The 15,770-nt window shown below is 28.6% G+C and carries 19 protein-coding genes; 17 read left to right on the top strand and 2 right to left on the bottom strand.

Translation table 11 applies throughout. The annotated features are described in order from the left end of the window. Positions 1-251: 251 nt before the first annotated feature. The 7 genes from IBJ83_RS08475 to IBJ83_RS03055 all read left to right on the top strand — a co-directional run bounded on the left by IBJ83_RS08475 (position 252) and on the right by IBJ83_RS03055 (position 4,603). The gene (locus IBJ83_RS08475) at positions 252-383 is read left to right on the top strand and encodes a hypothetical protein (protein WP_269902516.1); all 132 of its coding nucleotides are present in this window, start codon (positions 252-254) and stop codon (positions 381-383) included. 331 nt (positions 384-714) lie between these two features. After that, entirely contained in the window at positions 715-1,227 is a 513-nt protein-coding gene (gene infC, locus IBJ83_RS03080; RefSeq protein ID WP_201275258.1) for a translation initiation factor IF-3, read from the top strand. A 15-nt stretch (positions 1,228-1,242) separates the two neighbouring features. Then, positions 1,243-1,434, top strand: a complete 192-nt coding sequence (gene rpmI, locus IBJ83_RS03075) for a 50S ribosomal protein L35 (RefSeq protein ID WP_004832272.1) — start codon at positions 1,243-1,245, stop codon at positions 1,432-1,434. Positions 1,435-1,453: 19 nt separating this feature from the next. After that, positions 1,454-1,798 carry a 50S ribosomal protein L20 gene (rplT, locus tag IBJ83_RS03070; protein ID WP_004832268.1) on the top strand — a complete coding sequence of 115 codons (345 nt, stop codon included), beginning with the start codon at positions 1,454-1,456 and terminating at the stop codon, positions 1,796-1,798. Between the two features lie 45 nt (positions 1,799-1,843). Further along, positions 1,844-3,193 carry a TrkH family potassium uptake protein gene (locus tag IBJ83_RS03065; protein ID WP_231698850.1) on the top strand — a complete coding sequence of 450 codons (1,350 nt, stop codon included), beginning with the start codon at positions 1,844-1,846 and terminating at the stop codon, positions 3,191-3,193. Between the two features lie 8 nt (positions 3,194-3,201). Then, the gene (locus IBJ83_RS03060) at positions 3,202-3,843 is read left to right on the top strand and encodes a potassium channel family protein (protein ID WP_201275255.1); all 642 of its coding nucleotides are present in this window, start codon (positions 3,202-3,204) and stop codon (positions 3,841-3,843) included. Further along, a complete protein-coding gene (locus tag IBJ83_RS03055; protein ID WP_068472524.1) occupies positions 3,818-4,603 on the top strand; it encodes a TrmH family RNA methyltransferase in 786 nt (261 codons plus the stop codon). Before IBJ83_RS03060 ends, IBJ83_RS03055 begins: the two co-directional genes overlap by 26 nt. A 148-nt stretch (positions 4,604-4,751) precedes the next feature. On the opposite strand, the gene IBJ83_RS03050 is transcribed toward IBJ83_RS03055, so the two are convergent. Further along, positions 4,752-5,285 (bottom strand): TDE2712 family protein, encoded by a 534-nt coding sequence (locus tag IBJ83_RS03050; RefSeq protein WP_201275254.1) that lies wholly within the window; start codon positions 5,283-5,285, stop codon positions 4,752-4,754. Between the two features lie 139 nt (positions 5,286-5,424). On the opposite strand from IBJ83_RS03050, the gene IBJ83_RS03045 reads away from it, so the two are divergent. The 4 genes from IBJ83_RS03045 to pepD all read left to right on the top strand — a co-directional run bounded on the left by IBJ83_RS03045 (position 5,425) and on the right by pepD (position 9,724). Beyond that, positions 5,425-6,324: a YitT family protein gene (locus IBJ83_RS03045; RefSeq protein ID WP_201275253.1), complete on the top strand. Its 900-nt coding sequence runs from the start codon at positions 5,425-5,427 to the stop codon at positions 6,322-6,324. Between the two features lie 241 nt (positions 6,325-6,565). Further along, positions 6,566-7,957 carry a glycine--tRNA ligase gene (locus IBJ83_RS03040; protein ID WP_201275252.1) on the top strand — a complete coding sequence of 464 codons (1,392 nt, stop codon included), beginning with the start codon at positions 6,566-6,568 and terminating at the stop codon, positions 7,955-7,957. Positions 7,958-7,966: 9 nt separating this feature from the next. Then, on the top strand, positions 7,967-8,230 hold the full coding sequence (locus IBJ83_RS03035) for a glutaredoxin domain-containing protein (RefSeq protein ID WP_201275251.1): 264 nt from the start codon (positions 7,967-7,969) through the stop codon (positions 8,228-8,230). A gap of 78 nt (positions 8,231-8,308) precedes the next feature. Beyond that, complete coding sequence (pepD, locus tag IBJ83_RS03030) at positions 8,309-9,724, top strand: beta-Ala-His dipeptidase (protein WP_201275250.1); 1,416 nt, start codon at positions 8,309-8,311, stop codon at positions 9,722-9,724. A gap of 95 nt (positions 9,725-9,819) precedes the next feature. Here the strand turns inward: pepD and IBJ83_RS03025 are convergent, their stop codons facing one another. Then, positions 9,820-10,017, bottom strand: a complete 198-nt coding sequence (locus IBJ83_RS03025) for a DUF1858 domain-containing protein (protein ID WP_068474015.1) — start codon at positions 10,015-10,017, stop codon at positions 9,820-9,822. A 272-nt stretch (positions 10,018-10,289) separates the two neighbouring features. On the opposite strand from IBJ83_RS03025, the gene IBJ83_RS03020 reads away from it, so the two are divergent. The 6 genes from IBJ83_RS03020 to mnmA all read left to right on the top strand — a co-directional run bounded on the left by IBJ83_RS03020 (position 10,290) and on the right by mnmA (position 15,748). Beyond that, complete coding sequence (locus tag IBJ83_RS03020) at positions 10,290-10,874, top strand: methyltransferase domain-containing protein (protein ID WP_201275249.1); 585 nt, start codon at positions 10,290-10,292, stop codon at positions 10,872-10,874. Positions 10,875-10,913: 39 nt separating this feature from the next. Beyond that, positions 10,914-11,054, top strand: coding sequence for a hypothetical protein (locus IBJ83_RS03015; RefSeq protein ID WP_156435999.1), 141 nt, complete (start codon positions 10,914-10,916; stop codon positions 11,052-11,054). Between the two features lie 9 nt (positions 11,055-11,063). After that, positions 11,064-12,335, top strand: a complete 1,272-nt coding sequence (locus IBJ83_RS03010) for an MFS transporter (protein ID WP_201275248.1) — start codon at positions 11,064-11,066, stop codon at positions 12,333-12,335. Positions 12,336-12,494: 159 nt separating this feature from the next. Continuing rightward, positions 12,495-13,829, top strand: a complete 1,335-nt coding sequence (glmM, locus tag IBJ83_RS03005; protein ID WP_201275247.1) for a phosphoglucosamine mutase — start codon at positions 12,495-12,497, stop codon at positions 13,827-13,829. Position 13,830: 1 nt separating this feature from the next. Next, positions 13,831-14,661 carry a DegV family protein gene (locus IBJ83_RS03000; RefSeq protein WP_201275246.1) on the top strand — a complete coding sequence of 277 codons (831 nt, stop codon included), beginning with the start codon at positions 13,831-13,833 and terminating at the stop codon, positions 14,659-14,661. A 10-nt stretch (positions 14,662-14,671) separates the two neighbouring features. Then, the gene (gene mnmA, locus IBJ83_RS02995; RefSeq protein WP_201275245.1) at positions 14,672-15,748 is read left to right on the top strand and encodes a tRNA 2-thiouridine(34) synthase MnmA; all 1,077 of its coding nucleotides are present in this window, start codon (positions 14,672-14,674) and stop codon (positions 15,746-15,748) included. The last annotated feature ends 22 nt before the right edge of the window (positions 15,749-15,770 follow it).

The following is a 15,770-nucleotide window of genomic DNA, read 5'->3' as shown; positions in this document are numbered from 1 at the left end:
GAAATTTATATAAAATTTAAGATTTTAATAAATTCTAAAGTAATTTTTAACTAAAAACAAAAATACATAAAAAAAGCACAGACAAAACTAATGCTTTGTCTGCACTCTGAGAAATATGTTCGGCATATTTCTTTTTTTGTTAGTATATAATTTATTTGCTAATTTCTTCTAAAACTTTTTCTAATACATAATCTGTATTATATATGTAATCTTTAATACTTTGTTTGATTGTTACATTAGGAAATATAGTATTGCTTTTTAATTTTTCTTTTGTAAATACAGTTTTAAAGTTACTTGTAAATGTTCAAGAAATTATTGCAGTTTTAATTGTTTTATTTGTTTTTGTAGGATATATGAAGTTTTTATTCAAAAAAGAAAATTAAAATTTGATTTTCAAAAAAATTTATGTTAAAATAAATATGAATTTACAATTCTTGTGTAAAAGAATATTTATTTCATCATATTTACCTATTTAAATTTATCAAAATGGAAATATGTTCAAATAAACGATGTAAATTGATGATTTAGAAAAATTTTTTAAATTGCTTGACTATTTTATTCATTTATGGTAAAATATTTGAGTAATATGATGAATGAAGTAGAGTGCTCGCTCTCACCTTGTTACTTTTTAGTTTCAGGTATATTTTAATAATTTTGATTTTGTAATTATTATGGCGAGTTTTTTACTCGCCATTTTTTTATCGTGGAGGTGTTATTATAAAAGAGCTTTTAATTAATGAAGAGATTAGAGCAAAAGACGTTAGGTTAATTGACGCAGAAGGTAATCAAATTGGAGTTGTTCCAATTTCAAGAGCATTGGATATGGCAAGTGAGAAGAAATTAGACCTTGTAAATATTTCTCCAAATGCTAATCCGCCGGTTTGCAAAATTTTAGATTATGGAAAATATAAATATGATTCTTTGAAAAAAGAAAAAGAGTCTAAGAAAAAACAAAAAGTTATAAATGTAAAGGAAATTAGACTTACTCCAAGTATTGATAAGCATGATATAGAAGTTAAGGCTAAACATGCCAATAACTTTTTAAAAGCTGGAGATAAGGTTAAGGTTTCTGTAAGATTTAGAGGTAGGGAACTTGGACATACTGAAATAGGTAAGGTTGTTTTAGATAAATTTAAAGAACTTACTGTGGAATTTGGAAATGTAGAAAAAGATTCCGTAATGGAAGGTAGAAATATGACAATGTTTTTATCACCAAAACAAGATTAATAGGAGGTTTTAGATATGGCTAAAATGAAAACACATAGAGCATCAGCTAAGAGATTTAAAAGAACTGGTACTGGTAAGATTAAAAGATTTAAGGCTTATAAGAGCCACTTAACAAGTAAAAAATCACCAAAGAGAATTAGAAACTTAAGAAAATCAACAGTTATTAGCAGTGGAGATCAAAAAAGAATCAATCATATGATTCCGTAGGTTATGGAGGTAAAGAGTAATGGCAAGAATAAAACGTAGTTTAAATGCAAGAAAAAAACATAGAAAAGTATTAAAACAAGCTAAGGGATATTATGGCGCAAAGTCTAAATTATTCAAAGTTGCTAATCAAGCAATTATGAAATCTATGACTTACGCATTTATAGGAAGAAAGAGAAAGAAGAGAGATTTCAGAAGTTTATGGATTGCAAGAATCAATGCTGGAACAAGACAATATGGTTTAAGTTATAGCAAATTTATGTATGGACTAAAGAAAAACAACATAAATATGAATAGAAAAATGCTTTCTGAAATGGCTATAAATGATCCTGAAGGATTCAAAAAATTAGTTGAATTAGTAAGATAGAGAGATGTCCCTCATAAATAGAGGGACTTTTTTTTGGAGGTTCTTTTGAGAAATTTTATAAAACAATTAAAAGATAAACTTGAAACGAATCCACCGGCAGTTTTGACTATGGGATTTTTTCTAATTATAACTGTTGGGTCAATTCTTTTGTTTTTACCTTTTTCATCTAAAAATCTAAATTTTACAAATTTTTTAGATTGTGTATTTATATCAACTTCATCTGTTTGTGTAACAGGGTTATCAACCATAAATATCACAAATGAATTTAATTATATTGGAAAATTTATTATAATGCTCTTAATTCAAGCAGGCGGATTAGGTTTTATGACAATGGCTACTATGGTAGCTATGATTTTAGGCGAAAAGATAACTTTAAAAGATAGACTTGTAATTCAAGAACAAATGGGATCTACAAAACTTAGTGGAATGGTTAAACTAATAAGATATGTAATTTTTTCTACTTTATTGATAGAAGGAGTAGGTGCTTTTCTTATGTCATTTGTTTTTATTCCAAAGTTTGGCATTAAAGGAATTTTCTATTCTATTTTTCATGCGATTTCAGCATTTTGTAATGCAGGATTTGATATTTTGGGAGAAAACAGTCTTGAAATGTTTAATGCAACACCGTATATGTTATTTGTTGTATCAGCTTTGATAATTTTAGGTGGACTTGGATTTAATGTTTATATAGATATAAATAATTCTAAGTTTAAATTTAATAAATATTCTTTGCATACTAAAATTGTTTTGGTTATGACTTTAGGATTGGTTATCCTTGGAACATTTATGTTTTTTGTTTTAGAATATTCTAATGTAAATACTTTAAAAAATTTAAACTTTTTTGATAAAATATCAAACGCATTCTTTCAATCGGTAACGACTAGAACGGCAGGATTTTATTCTATAAATCAAACTCATTTTACTGAATCATCAACGATTTTTACAATATTTTTGATGTTTATAGGAGGTTCGCCTGCAAGTACTGCCGGTGGTATTAAGACTACTACAATATTTTTATTGATTGTAACAACTATTTCCTTTATTAAAAATAATGATGAAATAGAGGTTTTTAAAAGAAGAATTTCTTTTTCATTAGTAAAAAGAGCAATAGGAATCTTCGTTATATCTTTATTATTGGTTGGAACAGTGGTATTTACTTTGACTTTGATTGAAGATGTTGATTTTATAAATCTACTTTTTGAAACTGTTTCAGCTTTTGCAACGGTTGGGTTAAGTAAAGATTTAACACCACACTTGAAAGATATTACAAAAGTATTTATAATTATATTAATGTTTATTGGAAGAGTTGGACCACTTACAATTATTTTTTCTTTTTATAATAAGGTTAATAAAAAGAAATTTAAGTATTCAAACGGAAATGTTATTGTTGGATAGGAGATAATATGAAACAAATTGTTGTTATAGGTTGTGGAAGATTTGGAACAAATTTAGCCATTACCTTAGAAAAACTTGGAAATGAAGTAATGGTTATAGATAAAGATGAAGAGGTTATTAACTCTATTGCAAATAAAGTTACTCATAGTATCATTTGCGACGTTAGAGTTGAGGGAAGTTTGAAGGAATTAGGTCTTGCAAATTTTGATATTTGTGTTGTTGCAATAGGTTCTGATTACAAGACTTCTATTATTGCAACTGTTGAAGCCAAAGAACTTGGTATTCCGAAAATTATTGCAAAGGCTACCGATAGTGTTCAAGCTATGGTTCTTAGTAAAATAGGAGCAGATAGGGTCATTATTCCTGAAAGAGATATGGGAATTAGAGTTGCAAATAATATAAGTAATTCAAATATTTTGGACTCTATAAATTTATCTGATGAGTATTCTCTTGTTGAAATTGCACCTATTGAAGATTGGATTGGTAAATCTATCAAAGAATCTGAAATTAGACAAAAGTATTATATCAATATAGTTGCAGTTAAAACACAAAAAGGCTTGGAAATAAATATTGGTGCTGATTATGTTATAAAAGACAGCGATATTTTACTTGTTGCCGGTAGAAATGATAGAATTAGTAAATTGGTATAATATGGAATTTAAAACAATAGATAGTAAAGAAAATAAAAAATATAAATTTTTTAAAAGTTTATCTTTAAAGAAAAATAGGGATAAGTATAAATTGTTTTTACTTGAGGGAAAAAAACTTTTGCTTGAGGTATTAAGTGAGAATCTTAATGTTGAAAATATAATTTGTACAAAAGAATTTTTAAAAAATTTTAGTTTTCCGGAAACTGTTTTGGATAAAGTTATTGTTTTATCTGAAAAATTATTTCAATCCCTAACAGAAATGCAACATTCTGAAGGTGTTATAACAATTGTAAATTATTTAGAAGAAAGAAAAATTTCATCTAAAAATATAATTTGTCTTGAAAATGTTAGCGACCCCGGAAATTTTGGGACTATAATTAGAACGGCTAATGCTTTTGGAATAAAGGATATACTTACTATAAATTGTGTAGATAAGTATAATTCAAAAGTTTTAAGAGCAACAATGGGCGCTATGTTTAGAACAAATATTGTAAGCTGTGATATTGAAAAAATAAAAGAGTTGCAAAAATTAGGCTACAGATTAATTTCTACAACTTTAAGTGAAAATTCAAAATTCTTAGAAGAATTTAGTTTTGATGAAAAAAATATTGTCGTTATGGGAAATGAGGCGAATGGAGTTTCAAAAGAAATGCTTGAAATTTCAAATGAACATTTGAAAATAGATATGGATAATTCAATGGAATCTTTAAATGTCTCAATCGCAACGGCAATCATAATGTATAAGATATTTAAAAGGTAGTGTCATAGACACTACCTTTATTGTGAAATAACAAGGTTCTGGGTACCCACCTGATGCAAAGCATCGTGGAAGGGTGGGGTTTTTATTGTGAAACAACAAGGTTCCCGGGCACCCACCCGATGCAAAGCATCGTGGAAGGGTGGGGTTCTTATTTTAAAACTTCTTTTAATTTTGTAAGGATATATTCGTCGATAGGTTGTCCTTCGATGAATGCATTTTCTCCATCTGGTAACATAACTCTAAAGAAGTTGATGATTAAATTTCCATCAACGATATAATAATCATCTAAATGTAAAGGAGCTATATATACCTTTAAAACTTCTTTATCATTGTTTGGAAATTCTTTGTTTAGTTCATCAATAAGGTGGTTTACATTCAAAACTTTAATAGGTTTTGCCATAAGTTTTGGAAGTTCAAGGTCTTCCATCATCCACATATTGTTGTTCCAAAATCTTTTTTCTTCTTTACTTGCTCCAGAAAGCAATTCTCTGTTTTGAATAGCAGAAAGAACTTTTCTTACTGATTCTTCATCGAAATCTTTAGTCATTATAGCTTTTAATGGATATTGTTTTGCTACATCAACAAAAAAACTTTCAGCAACTTTTTCTTTTTCTGCTAAAGCTGTCCATAAATATAACATAGATTCGATAGTTTCTAAGTTTAATTCGATTTGTTTAATCATATAAGCCTCCAATATATAATTTTTATTTATTATAATTGTAAACTTTTTTTATGAAAAAATCAATACTACCAGACTTTTATTGTTGTAAATTTTAAAAACTTTTGTTATAATTGTATTGTTTGTTATAGGAGGGGGAATTATGAATTCGAACACATTAAAAAAAATTATAATTACAACATTGGGCTCTATTTTAGTATCAGCTGGAGTTTATTTCTTTATGGTTCCATATAATTTAACGATTGGTGGAACAGCAGGGCTATCCATAGCATTAGCAAAATTTATTCCTGGAGTGCCGGTTGGGGCATTTCAACTTGGAATTAATATTATTTTATTTATTTTAGCATTTTTACTTATAGGAGCAGAATTTGGTGGACTTAGTATTTATTCAACAATTGTAGTGTCAATAGCACTTATTTCTTTTGAAAAAATATTTCCAAATATTAAACCATTAGTGGATACACCTTTTATGAGTATGGTTATAGGAGTTGTAGTTACAGCAATCGGTATAGCAATGTCATTGAATCAAAATGCATCAACAGGAGGAACGGATATTGTCGGTAAGATTTTGAATAAGTATATACATGTTGACTTAAGTGTCGGCGTTTTTATTGCAGACTTTTCTGTTGTGATTATGGGATATTTTGCTTATGGAATTAATGCTGCTATGTATGCTATTGTTGGAATAATGTTTAATGCCGTTGTTATTGACAAAGTGCTTACAGGTTATAAAACAAGGATTAAAGTATATATTAATTCACAAAAATGGGAAGGAATTAACGATTATATTTTAAATGAAATAGTTAGAGGTAGTACGCTTTATGAAGTAAAGGGTGGATTTAATAAAAGTGAAAGAATTATGATTGAAACAATTCTTACAAGACCGGAATACATAAAACTAATGACATTTATAAGAGAGTTTGATAGCAATGCGTTTGTAAATGTTGCAACAGTTAGTGAAGTTTCCGGAGAAGGTTTCAGTTACTTAACAGAAGATAATCTAAGAGTATTAAAAGAAAAAAATAAAGTTAGAAAAATGTAATTGATTTTAAATTATAAATATGTTAAAATTAACTCGTTAATAGTTACGTTGAATGATAAAAAATAATATGAAATTTTTAGAGAGTAATTGTTTGGTGTGAAATTATATTTTTGTATTATGGGGAAATCAGGAGTAAATTGTTTTAAGAAGAGATGTCTTTTAGACATAATTAGGGTGGAACCACGGTCATATCGTCCCTTGCGATATGGCCTTTTTATGTGTAAAATTTTAGGAGGATATTATGAAATCAGAAAAAAGTATGGAAAAAGTAGTTTCTTTATGTAAAAGTAGGGGAATAATTTATCCGGGTTCAGAAATTTATGGTGGACTTGCAAACACTTGGGATTATGGTCCTTTGGGTGTTGAATTTAAAAATAATGTTAAAAAGGCTTGGTGGAAAAAATTTGTTCAACAATCAAAATATAATGTTGGACTTGATAGTGCGATTTTGATGAATCCGGAAGTTTGGGTTGCATCAGGTCATGTTGGTAGTTTTAGTGACCCTTTGATCGACTGTAAGGACTGTAAATCACGTTTTAGAGCTGATAAACTTATAGAAGATTTTTATTTTGAAAATAATCTTGGTGATATAAATGTTGATGGTTGGGAAAATGAAAAAGTTGAAGAATTAATGGAAGAAAAAAATATTTGTTGTCCAAGTTGTGGAAAGAAAAATTTTACAAATATAAGAAGATTCAACCTTATGTTCAAAACTTTTCAAGGTGTAACCGAAGATAGTAAATCTGAAATTTATTTAAGACCTGAAACTGCTCAAGGAATTTTTGTAAACTTTAAAAATATTGCCAGAACTTCAAGAAAGAAAGTTCCGTTTGGAATTGCTCAAGTTGGAAAATCTTTTAGAAATGAAATTACTCCGGGTAATTTTACTTTTAGAACTCGTGAATTTGAACAAATGGAATTGGAATTTTTCTGTAAACCGGGAGAAGATTTAGAATGGTATGACTATTGGAAAAATTATTCTTTTAATTTCTTATTATCTTTAGGAATGAACGAAGAAACTTTAAGACTTAGAGACCATGAACAAGAAGAATTAAGTTTTTACAGTAAGGCCACTTGTGATATAGAATTTTTATTCCCATTCGGTTGGGGAGAACTTTGGGGAATTGCTGACAGAACTGATTATGACTTATCAAGACATATTGAAGTTTCCGGAGAAGATTTAAGATATATCGATCCTGTTACAAATGAAAAATATGTTCCATATTGTATTGAGCCATCATTAGGTGCAGATAGAGTTGCATTAGCTTTCTTATGTAATGCTTATGATGAAGAAGAAATTGGAGAAGGAGATGTGAGAACTGTTTTAAGATTGCACCCGGCTTTAGCTCCGTTTAAGGCTGCAATTTTACCATTAACTAAAAAATTATCAGAAAAATCTGATGAAATTTATGATGAACTTTCAAAATATTTTATGATAGATACAGATGTTTCAGGAAGTATTGGAAAGAGATACAGAAGACAAGACGAAATTGGAACTCCATTTTGTATAACTGTTGACTTCGATACTTTGGAAGATGAATGTGTAACGGTTAGATTTAGAGATACTATGGAACAAGAGAGAATAAAAATTTCTGAATTAAAAGATTTCATAGAAAAATCTTTAGAATTTTAAGGAGAAATTATGATTAATAAAAAAGTTGTTTTTGGGTCAAGTATGTGCCCTGATTGTATTGTTATGAAAAACGAATTGGATAAAAGAGGGATAAAATATTTATATCTTGACATTAATGAAAATTTAGCAAATTTAAAGAAATTTTTAATTTTTAGAGAAAATTCTGCTTTTGATTTTGCAAAGAAAAATGGTTCAATCGGTATTCCTGCTATGGTAATCAATGACGGAGAAAAAATTATTTTTAGTATGGAAGAGTTCGATAAACTTTTCTAGTTCATATTTATGACTTGAAAAAGCATATCGAAAGGTATATAATATATTCGTTATATATTAAATTTTATGGAGGTAAATATGTTAGAAAATTTAAAACCTGAAAGAGTTTTTCATTATTTTGAAGAACTAACTAAGATTCCAAGAGAGTCTGGAAATGAACAAGCTGTAAGTGATTATTTGTACAGCGTTGGAAAATCATTTGGATATGAAACAATCCAAGATGAAAGTAATAACATTGTTATAAGAAAACCTGCTCATAAAGATTATATTGACCATGAACCTGTTGTAATTCAAGGACATATGGATATGGTTGCTGAAAAAGCTGACGGAGTTTGCCACGACTTTTTAAAAGACCCGATTCCTGTTATTGTAGATGGAGAATGGGTTAAGACTAAAGGCACAACTTTAGGTGCGGATGATGGAATTGCTGTTGCTATGGGTCTTGCTATTTTAGAAGATAAAGATGCAAAACACCCAGCATTAGAGCTTTTAGTAACTACTGATGAGGAAAGAACAATGGCAGGAGCAAGAGCTGTTAAAAAAGAATTATTAAACGGAAGAAAACTTTTAAATATTGATGCTGAAGAAGAAGGTATTTTACTTTCAGGTTGTTCAGGTGGACATAATGTTATGGGTACTTTAAAAGTTAAATTCGAAGAAAATGATAAGAAAAATACTTTTGTTTTATCTGTAAATAATATGCTTGGTGGACATTCAGGAATGGAAATTCATCAACAAAGAGGAAATTCTTTGAAATTTACTCTTAGAGCTTTGGATATGGTAAGAGAAATTGCTGATTACAGATTGGTTAGTCTTGAAGGTGGAACAAAACACAATGCAATTCCTAGAGATGCTAAGGTTGTTTTCACAAGTGATGCAGAAGAATTTAATATTGATTTTTCTAAATTGATTAGCGAATATCCACTTGATAAGGATATGAGAGTTAGTATAGAAAAAATAGAAAATGAAAAAGAAGTTTTATGCAAAGGCTGTCAAGAAAAGTTGGAAAATGTAATTAGAAATATTCCTCATGGAGTTTACTCAATGATGGAAGAATATCCATCAATCGTTGAATGCTCAGATAACTTTGCGATGATTAAATTTGACGGAGATATTATTAGATTTACACTTTCACTTAGAAGTTCAAATCCTAAAACTTTTGAAGAATATACAAATATCGTAAAAAAAGTTTATGAAGAAAATTCTGTTGAATATACTTTAGAAGATTACTATAAACCTTGGGAATTTGCAAAAGTTTCAAAATTAAGAGATACTGCATTAGAAGTTTATAAAAATTTAACTGGAAAAGAAATGAAGGTTGAAGTTGTTCATGCAGCTTTAGAACCTGCAGTTTTCGTTGATACATTCCCTGATATGGAAATGATATCAATAGGACCTACAATGAAAGACGTTCACAGTCCGGTTGAAAGATTAAATATTCCTTCAACACAAAGAACTTTTGAATTTGTAAAAACTTTATTAGAAAATCTTTAATATTTAAACAAAAATCACGAGCTACTAGCTCGTGATTTTTGTTTAAATATGTACTACTCACCGAACACTTTTGTGTGGGGTGAGGGATTCATTCTTTAGATTGAAGAATTTTCATTTAAGACATCAAGAAGTAAGTCTAAGTTTAGTCCATGAACCATAGTAGCTTCTTCAAGAGTCTCCATTTGGCTTGCAGGACAGCCAACGCAAGAAAGTCCAAAATTAAATAAAATTTCTACTGCGTCCGGATGGATTTGAATAATGTCTCCGATTAACATATCTTTTGTTATTTGCATAACGCACCTCCTAAATATCTTAATAATATAATTTCGATTCAAGATAATTTACTTTAATTAAATTATGTGAATTATAATTATCTTATACCCATATAATACATTGAATTTCAAAAAAAATCAAGATATATTTGTCGTTAAAACTTAAATTTATTTATCAATTTGGGTATATTGTATTATGTAAAAATTAAAAAATATTTATATTACAAAAATTTTTTTAATTGGACTAATTTATTAAATTGTGATAGAATAATGAGGTTGAAAGGAGGATTATTATGAAGTGTTGTGATAATAAGAAAGTTATAGATGAGTTGTATAAAAACATTGCTATAAATGATAGATTAAGAGAAAGTGAAGATAGCAAAGAGATTGAAACAAAGATTGCTTTAAGTTTAGGTTACACTTTGGAAGATTTAGAAAGTGGAGCAAATCTTGGGCTTGGTTGTGGAAATCCGATTCAAAATGCAAATTTAAAAGAGGGAGAAACTGTTTTAGATTTAGGTTGTGGTAAGGGAATGGACGTTTTTAAGGCTTGTAAAATTGTTGGAGAAACAGGTCTTGTTATCGGTGTTGATAGACTTCCTGAAATGGTTGAAAAGGCAAATTACATAAGAGAAAAGAAAAAACTTTTTAATACGGATTTCAGGGTTTCAGATATTGATAATCTTAAAGTTGAAGATAATACGGTTGACTGTGTAATTTCAAATTGTGTTATAAATCTTTGTGAAGATAAGGAAAAGGTCTATTCTGAAATTTTTAGAGTTTTAAAACCGGGTGGAAGAATTTCAATTTCAGACATTGTTCAATTCAATGAACTTCCTACTTGGGTTAAAGATGAACCTATTTTTCATGCAACTTGAGTTGCCGGTTCAATAACTTCAGTGAAGTTAAAGGGTATTTTGAAAAAGGTAGGTTTTGAACTTTACACAATAATTGAAGAGGAATTGACTGAAGAATATCTTGCAAAATGGGGACATAAATTAAATTTAAGAGAACATATAAGACGTGGTAAAATTTTAGCATTTAAACCAGAAAATTAAGGAGAAAAAATGTATAAACTTTATTCATCAATTTTTATGATTATTTTAACTTTTGCAATTATATTTTTTATTTCAAAGAAGTATGATTTAGATAGAAATCAAAAAATAATCTTTTGGTTATTTGTACTTTTTTGGAGTGGAATAACTGTTGTTAGAGCATATAGAAAACTTTATGCAATAAGTCCTATGGAAGAGGGAGGACTTGGTTTTTCAATTATTATGGCTGCACAGATAACTTCTGCTTATGGGCTTATCAGTTGCTTTATAAGGCTACCGATTTTTATACTTAGTGATATTTTTAATAGAAAAAAGATATTTATTCAGATTGCACTTTTTGTTTTAACATTGGCATCATTTATGGTGGTTTTAAAACCAAGTTACAATACTTTATATTTCTCATCAGTAGCTATGGGTATATGTGCGTCAATGCTTGCGGTGTTCAATGTATTGTTTTCAGAGACTTTTTCTAAAGAAAAAGCTGCGATTTCGGCATCTATATTATCAATAGCACCACTTTTAGCAGAATTTATAGCAGCACCTATTCAATATTTGTCAACTTATGGCTCATATAAAAATTTTAAATTGCTTTGGACACTTTCTGCAATTATTTCTGTTATAGCTTTTGTTTTGACTTTTTTTGTTAAAGACGTTTCTTATTCAGCGAAGAGATTTAGTTTTGCAAAGGTTAAAAAAGTTTTTGAATTTAAAGGATATTTATATATTTGTTTAATTGCAATTTTAGTTTCATTTATAAAATTTTCAACTTCAGGGGCAAATATGATTGCCTATGCAAAAGTTAATCTTAATATGCCACCACTTTTTTTGGCCTATATTGACGTATTGTTTGCTTTTCCACAACTTGTTGCAAGTGTACTTGCAGGAACTTATTTTGCTAAAAAAATTGGAATTGAAAAGACTTTAGTTTTAGGTTTGGGTTCGAATTTAGTTTTTTATATAATAATTTTATTAACTAGAAGTTATTTACCTGCATTTTTAGGATATATGTTTAACGGTTTTGGATATGGAATTGCATATACTTGTTTGATTTCAATGGCTATGCAATATTTTGAAAAAGAGGATAGAAATGTTAGTATGGGAATATTCCAATTATTTTTCGCTATGGGAGTTTACTTTGGAGATAGAGTGTATCTTTGGATTTCAAAGCTAATACCGAATGGAATACTTGGCTTTGAACAAAATAAATCAATTTACTTAATAGTGGTTGGAATAACTTTGATAAGTATATTAATGGCACAATTTAAAATAAAAGAAAATGCTTAAAGGACAGTGTGTTTTTAAATACACTGTTTTTTCTTTTAATTAATGATTTTTTTTTTCTTTTATGATATAATAAGAGCAACTTTATGTTTATAAGGTTGTTTAATTTAATCGTTGTTACGATAATTATTATGTGAATATTAAAATTAATTAGGAGAAAGAATGGGTAATTATTTTGGAACAGATGGTGTTCGTGGAGTTTATGGAGAAAATTTAACTGATGAACTTGCATATAAACTTGGAAAATCTGTCGGATATATTTTAAAAAATGAAGAAGAAAAATTATTTATAATAGGTAGAGATACTAGAGAAAGTGGAAAGAGCCTTGAAAACAGTTTGGCAAAAGGCTTATTGGAAATGGGCTTTAATGTTGTTAGTATAGGAATTGCTCCTACACCAACAGTTGCTTACTTAATAAAATATTTTAAGGCAGTTGGAGGCGCTGTTATTTCAGCATCGCATAATCCTTTTAAATATAATGGAATCAAGATTTTTAATGAAAATGGTTTTAAAATTTCAGATGAGATTGAATTTAAAGTTGAAAGTATTTTAGATGATGAATATTTTGATTTTGGAGAAGTACAAGAAGGAATCTTCACAGAAGAAACTGATGCTGTTTCTATTTATGCAGATTATTTAAAATCAAGAGTAGATGCAGATTTTTCTAATTTGAAAATTGCAGTTGACTTCGGAAATGGTGCTGCTTATAAAATTGCAAGAAAATTATTTGAAGATTTAGGTATGGAAGTTATTTCTTTAAATACTGCTCCAGACGGAAAAAATATAAACTTAAACTGTGGTAGTACAAATATGGAAGTTATTAGACAAGCAGTTTTAGAAAATGATGTTGATATGGGATTTTCTTTTGACGGAGATGCTGACAGATGCTTAGCAGTTGATGAAAAAGGAAATATTATGGACGGAGACCATATTTTAGCTGCTATGGCTAAGTCATATAAAGAAAAAGATGAGCTTACAAATAATGCAGTAGTAGGAACTGTTATGAGTAATATTGGGCTAAAAAAATATTTAGATTCAATAGGAGTTGATTTTATTCCAGCAAAAGTTGGAGATAGATTTGTGCTTGAAAATATGTTGGAAAATAATTATATTTTAGGAGCAGAACAATCTGGACATGTAATTTTCCTAAATGATAGTACTACAGGGGACGGAACTTTTACAGCGCTTAAGATTTGTGAATTGGTTGCCAGTAGTATAAATAATCTATCATATTTCAATGAACTTATGGTTTCTTATCCACAAGTGTTAGTTAATGCGAAAGTTAAGTTGGAAAATAGAAGTGCTTATTTACAAGATAGAGAAATTTTAGAAGAAATAAAGAAGATAGAAGATAAATTTTTAGGAAATGGAAGAGTTTTGATAAGACCTTCTGGAACAGAGCCTTTGGTTAGAGTTATGATTGAAGGAGAAAATCAAGAAGAATTAGAATTAGAGGCAAGAAAACTTGCTAAACTTATTGAAGAGAGGTTAGGATAATATGAGGGAAAGACTTATAGTTGCTGATAGTTGTTGTGATTTAACCGAAGAGTTAAAGAATAAATTAGATATTGAGTTGGTACCTTTGACTTTACAACTTGATGATGTAGATTATTTAGATGATGAAAACTTGAATGTAAATGAATATATAGAAAATATGAAAAAGGCTAGTTCTGTAAAGACAGCTGCTCCATCTCCAAAACTTTTTATGGATAAATTTGAACAAGCAAAGGAAGTTTTTTGCATTACTTTATCAGGAAAATTAAGCGCAACTTATTCAAATGCTTGTTTAGCTAGAACAATGGTACTTGAAAAAGGAGAAAAATTGATTCATATTTTTGATACAAAATCTGCTGCTGCAAGTGAAACTTTAGTTGCTTTGAAAATTCAAGAATGTATTAATAATAAAATGTCATTTCAAGAAATAGTAGATACTGTTACAAATTATATTGCTGATATGAAAATATTTTTTGTTTTAGAAAACCTTGATAATTTAATTAAAAATGGTAGAATTTCTAAACTTAAAGCTATGATAGTATCTGCTTTTTCCATTAAACCTGTTATGTATGGTGTTGATGGAGAAATCGAGGTTTACAAAAAAGTTAGAGGATTAAAGAAGGCTTATGCTGAACTTGTAGATTCTATATCTGAAAATTGTTCAAATATTGAAGATAAAAAGTTGGTAATAACTCATTGTAATTGTTTAGAAAGAGCTAAGGAAATAAGAAATAAAATTATTGAAAAATATAATTTTAAAGAAATTTTAATTGTTCCTGCGAGAGGATTGTCCTCTACTTATGAAAATGAGGGTGGAATAATTATCAGTTATTAGTGAGGTAATTTTGAATAAAAGAGTAATTTTAGGAATGAGTGGCGGGGTTGACAGTTGTGTTGCCTGCCATTTGTTATTGAAAGAAGGATACGAAGTAATCGGGGTTACTATGAATTTAGTACCTAAAGGACATTTGTATGATGAAGAAAAAGGTTGTTGCTCATTATCTTCCGTTATGGACGCTAAAATAGTTGCAGAGGCAATGGGCGTGAAACATTATACAATGAGTTTTAGAGAAGAATTTGATAGAAAAGTTATTGAAAATTTTGTTAGAGACTATTCTTTAGGATATACTCCCAACCCTTGTGTTGCTTGTAATAAATATATAAAGTTTAATAGTTTTGTAGATAAAATAAAACCTTTAAAAGCAGATTTTATTTCAACCGGACATTATGCAAAAGTTGAATTTGATAATAATTATAATAGATATTTATTAAAAAGGGCAAAAGATTCTAAAAAAGACCAGACGTATTTTTTGTATAATACAAGTCAAGAAGTTTTAGCAAAAACTTTATTTCCTCTTGCTGATTTGATAAAAGACGAAGTAAGACAAATTGCAAAAGATGAAGATATTTTGACTTATTCAAAAAAAGATAGCGAAGAAATTTGTTTTGTTCAAAATAGAGACCATGGTATGTTTATAAAACAGAGAAATCCTGAGTTAATAAAAGAGGGTTTTTTTATTGATGAAAATGGAAATAAATTAGGAAAACATAATGGGATAGTGTATTATACTGTCGGACAGAGAAAAGGTCTTGGAATTGCACTTGGAAAGAGAGTTTTTGTTTCTAAGATAAATGCAAGAGATAATACTGTCACATTGTCTGACGAAGATTCTTTATATAAAAATAAAATAAAAATAAGAGATGAAAACTTTATACCTTTTGAAGTTTTAGAAAAACCGTTGGAAGTGAGTGTTAAGGTTAGACATGGACAAAACGAAACAAAAGGATTATTATTTTATAAAGATAATGAATTATTTGTTGAATTTGAAAAGCCTGTTAGAGCACCAAACAAAGGACAATCGGCTGTATTTTACTCTGATGATATTGTAGTCGGAGGAGGAATAATAGAAGAAGTATATTAAAAGGAGTTGCAAATAGCAACTC

This window comes from Parvimonas parva (assembly GCF_016552165.1).
Lineage (GTDB): Bacteria > Bacillota > Clostridia > Tissierellales > Peptoniphilaceae > Parvimonas > Parvimonas parva.
This window is presented reverse-complemented; position numbering and strand designations above follow the sequence as displayed.

Excerpts from the sequence above, each read along its gene's own strand:
- IBJ83_RS03040 (WP_201275252.1), top strand. The coding sequence starts at position 6,566 with ATGAAATCAGAAAAAAGTATGGAAAAAGTAGTTTCTTTATGTAAAAGT.
- IBJ83_RS03055 (WP_068472524.1), top strand. The coding sequence starts at position 3,818 with ATGATAGAATTAGTAAATTGGTATAATATGGAATTTAAAACAATAGAT.
- rplT (WP_004832268.1), top strand. The coding sequence starts at position 1,454 with ATGGCAAGAATAAAACGTAGTTTAAATGCAAGAAAAAAACATAGAAAA.
- IBJ83_RS03000 (WP_201275246.1), top strand. The coding sequence starts at position 13,831 with ATGAGGGAAAGACTTATAGTTGCTGATAGTTGTTGTGATTTAACCGAA.
- rpmI (WP_004832272.1), top strand. The coding sequence starts at position 1,243 with ATGGCTAAAATGAAAACACATAGAGCATCAGCTAAGAGATTTAAAAGA.
- glmM (WP_201275247.1), top strand. The coding sequence starts at position 12,495 with ATGGGTAATTATTTTGGAACAGATGGTGTTCGTGGAGTTTATGGAGAA.
- IBJ83_RS03020 (WP_201275249.1), top strand. The coding sequence starts at position 10,290 with ATGAAGTGTTGTGATAATAAGAAAGTTATAGATGAGTTGTATAAAAAC.
- IBJ83_RS03025 (WP_068474015.1), bottom strand. The coding sequence starts at position 10,017 with ATGCAAATAACAAAAGATATGTTAATCGGAGACATTATTCAAATCCAT.
- pepD (WP_201275250.1), top strand. The coding sequence starts at position 8,309 with ATGTTAGAAAATTTAAAACCTGAAAGAGTTTTTCATTATTTTGAAGAA.
- IBJ83_RS03010 (WP_201275248.1), top strand. The coding sequence starts at position 11,064 with ATGTATAAACTTTATTCATCAATTTTTATGATTATTTTAACTTTTGCA.
- IBJ83_RS03050 (WP_201275254.1), bottom strand. The coding sequence starts at position 5,285 with ATGATTAAACAAATCGAATTAAACTTAGAAACTATCGAATCTATGTTA.
- IBJ83_RS03060 (WP_201275255.1), top strand. The coding sequence starts at position 3,202 with ATGAAACAAATTGTTGTTATAGGTTGTGGAAGATTTGGAACAAATTTA.
- IBJ83_RS03035 (WP_201275251.1), top strand. The coding sequence starts at position 7,967 with ATGATTAATAAAAAAGTTGTTTTTGGGTCAAGTATGTGCCCTGATTGT.
- IBJ83_RS03045 (WP_201275253.1), top strand. The coding sequence starts at position 5,425 with ATGAATTCGAACACATTAAAAAAAATTATAATTACAACATTGGGCTCT.